Source organism: Mesorhizobium sp. Root552 (assembly GCF_001427285.1).
GTDB lineage: Bacteria > Pseudomonadota > Alphaproteobacteria > Rhizobiales > Rhizobiaceae > Mesorhizobium.
On the sequence record NZ_LMFV01000047.1, the window covers coordinates 1 to 5,220 of the forward strand.

Below are 5,220 nucleotides of genomic sequence, written 5' to 3' on the forward strand. Positions count from 1 at the left end.
GTCGCCGAAAGCTCTGTCGTCATCTATCCGTCCTCTCAAAAGAGAGGGGGTCAGTTCTTCCTTTCGTCCGGGGGGCAATTTCTCATTTCGCCTGACAAAATCCAAACGCCGGAACAGATTTTCCTTCCGGGAGTTAATAAACGTCAGCCTCGCATCCTGACAAATAGCACCCAAGACACCCCGCCGCCGATCCCTCCGGCGGCGGGTTTTCGTTATTTGGATCGAGGCACTCGTTTAGATGCGGAACGCTAAGGCGTTCCAAGTGTTGTGGTTCGCATTCGTTGAGCAATCCATCGGAGAGGGGAAATCATGAGTCTCGGTACAATTCTCATCATCCTGCTTGTGCTTGTTCTGCTGGGTGGATTTAGCGGCCTCGGTGGCGGTCCATTTTACGGTACGGGCTACTATGGCGGTGGCGGTTTAGGCGTCGTACTACTTATCGTCATCATCCTGGTTGTGCTGGGCAGGATATAGGTTCCGCCATCGACAAGCCATCGCAGGGAAATCCCAGGCGCACCCGTTTCCCGGCGAGCATGCCCCATCCGGTCGACTGCCGGATGGGGTTTTTGGTGAGACTCAGTTTAGGACTTGAACAATCTGGTGGGTTTGCGGATCGATAAGGACCGTCTGTCCGTTGATGACTGCGTAGCGATAGCTGACATCAGGCACTTCATGAAGTTCCACGGTGTCGGGCACCTTGGTGCCGAGGCTCAGTTCCAGCCCCAAGATGTTGATCGAGGCCGCCGGGTTCTTGTGCACATATTCCCGGATAACGGTTTGCTGCTCGGGCTGGATCACCACGGCGCCCGGCGCCGGTTCGGCTGGCACAACAACAGTTGTATCTGCGGGAACCACAACCGTGTTCTGTGCGGCAGCTATGCCGCTACCCGCCAGGAGCATAGACAATGCGATAGTCAGACGCGTTTTCATCGGTTTCTCCTTTGCATTCCTTGGGCAAGGGAAACCCGGAGATTATCGGGTTGGTTCCAGAATCGATTAAGGTCATTTTGGTCCCAACACCAATTTAGAGTACGCTCAAGTTGCCGGCTCTTGTTGCTGCACAAGCGCAGTTGACGCCGTTCAAAGAGCATTACGATGCACTCAGCGAGTTGCAGAACACCATCCATCCAAGTGCTGAACGTCCTGAATGCCTGAACAACAGGCCGCGAGGTTGAGGCGGTGAGGTGAATTTACATAAAGGTTATTAAAATCAGGGCTGCAACACTGCCGAGCACCGTCACCGTGTAAAACGACCAAAATATCTGGTTCATCATGGATATAACCCTCTGGCTTGAAAACGCCGAAGGGACGGGATTGTTCCCAAAAGCCCCGCCGAAGCGGGGCAGGTTTTTGGAGGGGAAATGAGGCCCAGCCTTGCGAAGTTTGCTGAGCTTAGACGGGCTGAGCCTCGCGCTGCCAGTTGTTGCGGACAGTAGAAACGGCCTAGCACCTGTAAGCAGGGAAGCAACAAGCGAAGCGGCCGTGGTTTTGAAAGGGGATGAGACCCGGCCGGGATGTGCCTTTGAGGAGGCGGGCCGGGCCTCGTGCCGCCGGTTGTGGCTAGCGGCTAACCTAGATTAGCACCTGCTGGCAGGGAAGCAATAAAAAGCCGCTGAAATTTGACGGCAACCGGCGCTACGACTGTCTCATCCTTGGCGGTGCTTTTGTTTCCGAAGTGCTTCCGCTACCACCCGCTTCGCCCGCTCCTTGATGTCGACCCAGCGACCAAATTGAGCGCCGCAATTTGGATTGGCGCACGTTGCGATTGAGTCGTCGGAGAAGTCGTCCGGAAGATCGATATCCTCACTACCGCATAGGGGGCACTCGAACTTGATAGTAATGCGGCTCTCGTCCACTCCGTCCCCCCGCAATTGTGCCCGTGTGGCGGTGTGTGGCAATCAGGGTTTAGCAGCCGCAGCATCCACCAGTTTCAATATTTGCCATCCCTCGGCCGTGATCCGCATCCAGTTCGGCCCGCCGACGTCGCCCTGCCATTCCGCCCAGCCTCGGATGCCCATGCGTCGGCACACGTCGACCATATGGCTGGGCATGTCATTGAAGGTGCGCGGCCCGGCCGCCAGGAAGCGAAGAGCGGCGATCTGCGGCTGGGTGAGCTTGATGACCGGTTTCTTCGAGAAATAGCCAGAGGAACGAACCCGCGCGCCCCTTTCGGTAAGAACGATTACAGCTTTTCGGCGCCGGATTTTCATATCGGCAAAACCGAGCCTTTCCAATTCCTGCCAGACCACGACTTCACGATATTCAAGCTTGTCCAGGGCGACGCCATTTTCGCAGGAGGCCAGTCGATCGACGAGCACGATCTGTGCAGGAGAAAGTTTGTAGATCAGAAAAGGTCTGGTTCTCACCAACCCCGCTCCAGGAGCCGGACGCCGCGATTGCCGAGGAATTCAATGCCCGCGGAAATCAGGGCCGAGGTGAGCTTTTTTACCGTCTTCGGACTGCCACATAAAGGCCCGTCGATGGCCTCAAGTCTCCTAAGCGTCGGAGCGGCTATTCCGGCACGTATAGACAACTCCTCCTGAGACCACCGTAGCAGTGCACGTGCGGCTTTGATCTGTCGCGTGGTGATCGTCCTATCCAAGGCTGGTTTGTGCCTTCCGCAGCCGCACGCCTGGCCCACCGCCGTTTTGGTCGATGAAGATCACGCCGGCCGCTTCGTGGGCGGTGCGGATGGCTGTGGGTCTGTTGACGCGCGGATTTGTGACGCCGCGCCCAATATTCTTCACGCTCATCTCAGAGATACCGGCCACAGCTGCAACGTCAATCTGCTTCCAACCAAGGAGAGCGCAGGCGGCTCCTATTTGAGCGGATGTTATCATGACCGCCGACTAGCCGATTAAGACCGTATAGGCAATAAAAACCGCTGCGTTCATTTCTTGTTGACGGGTATAAACGGATCCCGACTTCCCGCTCGGCGAGTGACACTGGCTCGAATAAATCCCGTCTATAAAAGCCGTCTCGACGTCTATTCGACTTTGGCTGACCGTTTCAAGAGATTACGCACGTTGGACACCTGCCATTGGCCATTGCGCGCGGTGTGGATGCCGCGGTTGTTGAGGGCTGTGGCGATCCCGCGCAGGCTGGTGATGCCGGAACGCTGGATGGAGGCGATGATGGGCAGGACGGCTTGGGCAAAGCGGTCTGCTTCGCGCATCGAGACCTGGCGACCTTTCGTTGCAGCCTGGGCGGCGTTGCTTGGATTACCGAGCTTCATTCCGGTGGTCTTGCGCGAGGTGAGGGCGGCTTTGGTGCGTTCTGAGATCAGGCGCCGCTCCTTCTCGGCGAGTGCTGCGTAAAGGTGTAGCATGAACGGATCGGCATCGGCGCCCAATTCGGCGACGATGAATGGAATGCGTTGGACCATCAGGCCGGCAATGAAGGCGACATCACGCGAGAGGCGATCGAGCTTGGCAACAATCACCGGGCAGCCTTCGTGTCGGGCAAGCGCAAGGGCTGCGGCAAGTTGCGGCCTGCGATCCAGCGCATCGGCTCCTTTGCCGGTTTCGATCTCGGTGAACTGATCGAGGATCGAGATGGCCTGGGCATCGGCGAAGCGGGCAATGGCGGCACGCTGGGCTTCGAGGCCAAGGCCCGAACGACCCTGCCGCTGTGTGGAGACCCGATAGTAAGCGATTGCGCACTGCGACATGAAACGGCTCCGGGTGTTCAAACTGCAAACCACCGTTTGCACTGTGCTCGATATGGGGCGAGATGCAAGTCAAGCTACTGATCTTGTGGAGTTTTCGGGGCGCGCTGTGGACTGCACCCCGAGGCCTTGCCGGAAGGATACTGACGGGCGTCGTGTTCCATTGATCACGATGCAGCGCGGGTTTTGCGGCTCTGCGGGTTCCAAAAAATTGACGCAAGGATCATTCCCGTCGGGTTGGCGGGCGTTGTCATGCAACCATCCAGTTAATGGCACGTTGTTTAGCCTTGGCGGAGTGCACGTGATGGAGCAGCGTTTTGACAAGCCGGTTTCGGTGATGCTCGGCGTCAACATGACCTTTACGGTCGACAGACCGGCCAGAGCAGCAGAGGTTCTGTTGAGCCAGTGGCCGACCAGGAGCGGTCCCAAACACCTGGCGGCCCGCACCGCCGTGATGAAGGCGCTTCAGCATCCAGACGATGCGCAAAGGGCTGCTCTTGCGCGGCAAGCCTTTGAGGATGCGGCGAGAGAAGCCGATATCCTTGTCGAGTATCATGCACCACGAAGTAGCCGTCGCTAGAGACCTGCTTGGTTGCATGCCCCTGCAGCACTTCAATTGGCGCTGTTTCGTACTTTGTACGATCAGCGCAGTTGCTCGAGTATTTCCTCGTGGGTGGCAAAGCTGACGCGGACATCGGTGGAGGTCGAACTGGTTTCTTTCCAGCGGGCCCTTGTCTTGAGCCAGAATATTGCTGCAGTCACGGATTCGCGGCCTTCGCCCGTCGCCTTCCTGTACAGGCTTTCCGCGACGCGCAAATTGGCCTTGATGCGGCCGCTTTCAAGTTCGCGGGCACAACTGGATGTCAGGAGATCGAGATCGACCTCCAGGACATGGGCGATTTCCTCTGGTGATAGACCGAAGCCGGCCAAGGCTTCCACTTTGGCAGTTGGCAACCCATGGCCCAGATCTTCAGGCTCCTGTTCCATTGCTACATCTCTCTTGGCTGTTGCCACGTCGAGCGCGCGTCGTGGTCTTTCGTTTCCAAACGGTCGCAGGGACGCTCTTCGTAGGTGGTGACGAAGGTGACGTTCGTATCGAGTTTCCCGTCCATCTCGTGGATGCTCGTCTCCTTCCAGCAGGCGCGGGCTTTCARCCAGAAGATGGCGGCGGTGACGGATTCGCGACCTTCGCCGGTTGCCTTGCGGTAAAGGCTCTCGGCAACCTTGGCATTKGCCTTCAGGCCGCCACAGTCGAGCTCGTGTTCGAAGGCCGCGCGCAAGACGTCCTCATCAATATCCAGCATTTTCGCAATATTGGCCGACGACAGTCCGTAACCTGTCAGAGCCTCGACCTGTGCCGGGGAGGGCAGGGATGTGGAGTTGCATTGGCGAATACTCATGGCTGCTCAGGCTTCCATGTGATCAGGTCCTGATCGCGTTCAGCCTCGATGTGGCGCATGACGCGTTCGTCTCGTTCACGCTTCCATTCCTCGCGCTCGGCCGGAGATACGATGATGCGCCTGATCTCATGCACCTGTTTCAGTGGCTGGCCT

Annotated in this window: 9 protein-coding genes; 3 read left to right on the forward strand and 6 right to left on the reverse strand. The window is 57.7% G+C overall.

Annotated features, from left to right (window positions below):
• Positions 1-252: hypothetical protein (locus ASD50_RS23705; protein ID WP_210168938.1), on the forward strand; the 252-nt coding region annotated here is incomplete at its 5' end.
• A gap of 57 nt (positions 253-309) precedes the next feature.
• The gene (locus tag ASD50_RS22705; protein ID WP_082549721.1) at positions 310-474 is read left to right on the forward strand and encodes a DUF3309 family protein; all 165 of its coding nucleotides are present in this window, start codon (positions 310-312) and stop codon (positions 472-474) included.
• 102 nt (positions 475-576) lie between these two features.
• Here the strand turns inward: ASD50_RS22705 and ASD50_RS17480 are convergent, their stop codons facing one another.
• From ASD50_RS17480 to ASD50_RS17500, 4 genes are all read right to left on the reverse strand, one after another.
• Entirely contained in the window at positions 577-930 is a 354-nt protein-coding gene (locus ASD50_RS17480) for a DUF1236 domain-containing protein (RefSeq protein WP_056243910.1), read from the reverse strand.
• Between the two features lie 968 nt (positions 931-1,898).
• A complete protein-coding gene (locus ASD50_RS17490) occupies positions 1,899-2,366 on the reverse strand; it encodes a hypothetical protein (protein WP_082549722.1) in 468 nt (155 codons plus the stop codon).
• A 228-nt stretch (positions 2,367-2,594) separates the two neighbouring features.
• On the reverse strand, positions 2,595-2,753 hold the full coding sequence (locus ASD50_RS23650) for an XRE family transcriptional regulator (protein ID WP_200952431.1): 159 nt from the start codon (positions 2,751-2,753) through the stop codon (positions 2,595-2,597).
• A gap of 233 nt (positions 2,754-2,986) precedes the next feature.
• Positions 2,987-3,670 (reverse strand): recombinase family protein, encoded by a 684-nt coding sequence (locus tag ASD50_RS17500; protein ID WP_056243921.1) that lies wholly within the window; start codon positions 3,668-3,670, stop codon positions 2,987-2,989.
• A 301-nt stretch (positions 3,671-3,971) separates the two neighbouring features.
• Between ASD50_RS17500 and ASD50_RS17505 the strand changes: the two genes are divergently transcribed.
• Complete coding sequence (locus ASD50_RS17505) at positions 3,972-4,247, forward strand: DUF982 domain-containing protein (RefSeq protein ID WP_056243923.1); 276 nt, start codon at positions 3,972-3,974, stop codon at positions 4,245-4,247.
• A 62-nt stretch (positions 4,248-4,309) separates the two neighbouring features.
• Here the strand turns inward: ASD50_RS17505 and ASD50_RS17510 are convergent, their stop codons facing one another.
• The gene (locus ASD50_RS17510; RefSeq protein ID WP_056243925.1) at positions 4,310-4,654 is read right to left on the reverse strand and encodes a hypothetical protein; all 345 of its coding nucleotides are present in this window, start codon (positions 4,652-4,654) and stop codon (positions 4,310-4,312) included.
• Between the two features lie 2 nt (positions 4,655-4,656).
• Positions 4,657-5,067 carry a hypothetical protein gene (locus ASD50_RS17515; RefSeq protein ID WP_056243929.1) on the reverse strand — a complete coding sequence of 137 codons (411 nt, stop codon included), beginning with the start codon at positions 5,065-5,067 and terminating at the stop codon, positions 4,657-4,659.
• Between the last annotated feature and the right edge of the window lie 153 nt (positions 5,068-5,220).

Excerpts from the sequence above, each read along its gene's own strand:
- ASD50_RS17505 (WP_056243923.1), top strand. The coding sequence starts at position 3,972 with ATGGAGCAGCGTTTTGACAAGCCGGTTTCGGTGATGCTCGGCGTCAAC.
- ASD50_RS22705 (WP_082549721.1), top strand. The coding sequence starts at position 310 with ATGAGTCTCGGTACAATTCTCATCATCCTGCTTGTGCTTGTTCTGCTG.
- ASD50_RS17510 (WP_056243925.1), bottom strand. The coding sequence starts at position 4,654 with ATGGAACAGGAGCCTGAAGATCTGGGCCATGGGTTGCCAACTGCCAAA.
- ASD50_RS17480 (WP_056243910.1), bottom strand. The coding sequence starts at position 930 with ATGAAAACGCGTCTGACTATCGCATTGTCTATGCTCCTGGCGGGTAGC.
- ASD50_RS17500 (WP_056243921.1), bottom strand. The coding sequence starts at position 3,670 with ATGTCGCAGTGCGCAATCGCTTACTATCGGGTCTCCACACAGCGGCAG.
- ASD50_RS23650 (WP_200952431.1), bottom strand. The coding sequence starts at position 2,753 with ATGAGCGTGAAGAATATTGGGCGCGGCGTCACAAATCCGCGCGTCAAC.